The organism is Helicobacter magdeburgensis, assembly GCF_000765825.2.
Taxonomy (GTDB): domain Bacteria; phylum Campylobacterota; class Campylobacteria; order Campylobacterales; family Helicobacteraceae; genus Helicobacter_C; species Helicobacter_C magdeburgensis.
Window position 1 is genome coordinate 1 of the sequence record NZ_JRPE02000039.1, and the last position, 1,963, is coordinate 1,963.

A 1,963-nucleotide genomic window follows, 5' to 3' on the forward strand; every position below is an offset into this window, starting at 1 on the left:
GAAACTCACAATCACTTCATCTCCAACTCTTGGAGTATGATAAAAACCTGAACTTGCACTTGCAATAGGGGAGCTTACTCTAAGATAAGGAGAGTAATGATAAGAATAGGCTTTTGTTTGTGAATTGTTACTCTCCGCATCATTGTTTGTTGTATGATTTTCTTGTGAGTGTATATTCTTGTTTGTCTCTCTTGTATTGCTTAGAGTATCATTGGTTGTTTGTGTAGAGTTTGTATTTGTTAGAGTATTTGTAGGATATTCTTGTGTGTTATTGTTGTCGTTAATGTTTTGAAAAGTGCTTTGTGAATTGTCATTCTCTGCATTATTTCCTTGAGCATTTCTTTGTTCTTTCGCTCTTGCATTATCTATAACTTCTTGATTAGCAAAGCAATTCATTCTTACTTTCACCCTGCCAAAGTTATCTGTATGAATAGTATTTCTTTGTCCCTCTATATCCTCACTCTGCCCAATCACAATTCCTAGAGTGCTATTTGGAGCTTTAGGCTTACTTTTTAAAGAGGGGGTGTAGCTAAAGGGGAGAGGTAAAAGGGTTAGAGTATTGACATAAGAGTGAGATATGTTTGAAGCACTCATCTATTAATCTTTCCTATCCACTTTATAATATTTCCTTTTGAATCTATTTCAACACTTAAGTCTTTGTATTTGTTATAGAATCTAGGGGCTAGGATTTCATTGAAGTATTGTGTGCCTTTGGGCGTAATATCCACCCACACATTATATCTGCTCCAACACTTAGGATTATCCCAAAAACTCTCTTTGGTAAGTTTTACATCACATTTCACTTCCCACGCAAAATATCGTTCATTATCGATAAAGTTTTCCTTAAAATACTCCCAAGCTTCCTTGCAAGATTGCTTATAGTTAGAGAGATTATAGAGAGAATCTATCGCCTCATCAAGACTTGAGCCAAATTCTATGTGTTGCTTTAAAAATGCCTCTTGTATAATATGCAAATATTCCTTTTCATAGTCATTTAGCCATTCACTCATCAATACTTCATCAATCTCGTGCCATTCATAAAGTAGCTGATTATAAAGACTAAATTCTATCAACTCCAAAACATCTGCCCTATTTGCATTGGGATAAGCGATGCGATATATATCCATAAGGCTTGTGTTTGTATTTCTTAAAGCCTTGTGATTACGCCAATCCCCAAAGAGACGATGAGTTTTAGAATCTATCATTTTATAATGCTTAATGCTAAAGTTTTGCATATAGGATTTTATCATTTTTCAAACCATTCTAAGATTTTGATTATAAATGTTCCATCTTCTTTTTTGATTTTAGTATATCGTATATGAATTTTATGAATCATATTGATTTGTTTGCCATTATGCGTAGTTTGAGTCCGAATATCAATAGTCGGTTTTCCTCCACTCATTCTTTGATTAGAATAAGCCCTATATTGCACGATAGTGTTTGTATGGTCTCTTAAGGCATACTCCTCTCTGACACCTTTTGCTTCTATCTTATCTGGCAATCTGTATGTTCCATGAGTAAATTCATCTTTTAGCTCTCTTAATTCTTTTAGACTACTAACCTCATAAATAGCCTCCTTATTTCTTGGTAAATTCAACTTTTTGACATTATGCAAAGTATCAAGTCTTTGTTCTATCTTTTTCCAAGTAATAGGCTCTTTTGGGGTATTGCTTCCAAATTTTGAAAATATTTTTAGCCCTCTCAAAATAGGGATAAACATAGCACTCATATCTTGCAGTGCAGGGTCGTCCATATGGTATGGAGTATAAAGAATCTGCAACATTTCACTATCATCATCTTTAGCTTTTATAATTATTTTGTCATAATAAGCTTCATTTACAAAATGTGTTGCATCTTCAAACTCCACATCCACCCCCACATCTCTATTTGCTCTCCATAAATAAGCAAAGAATCTTATTTGCTTATTCTCCCATTCTTCTTTGAAAGGAATATTGACTATTTC

General features: G+C 33.7%; 1 protein-coding gene and 2 pseudogenes. All 3 read right to left on the minus strand.

Annotation, left to right across the window (positions count from 1 at the left end; translation table 11 throughout):
* A pseudogene (locus LS74_RS10715) lies at positions 1 to 594 on the minus strand (bacteriophage T4 gp5 trimerisation domain-containing protein); the annotation flags it as partial.
* The gene (locus tag LS74_RS10720) at positions 591 to 1,250 is read right to left on the minus strand and encodes a hypothetical protein (protein ID WP_034589702.1); all 660 of its coding nucleotides are present in this window, start codon (positions 1,248 to 1,250) and stop codon (positions 591 to 593) included. The gene LS74_RS10720 and the pseudogene LS74_RS10715, both read right to left, overlap by 4 nt.
* Positions 1,247 to 1,963: pseudogene (locus LS74_RS10725) on the minus strand (hypothetical protein); the annotation flags it as partial. The gene LS74_RS10720 and the pseudogene LS74_RS10725, both read right to left, overlap by 4 nt.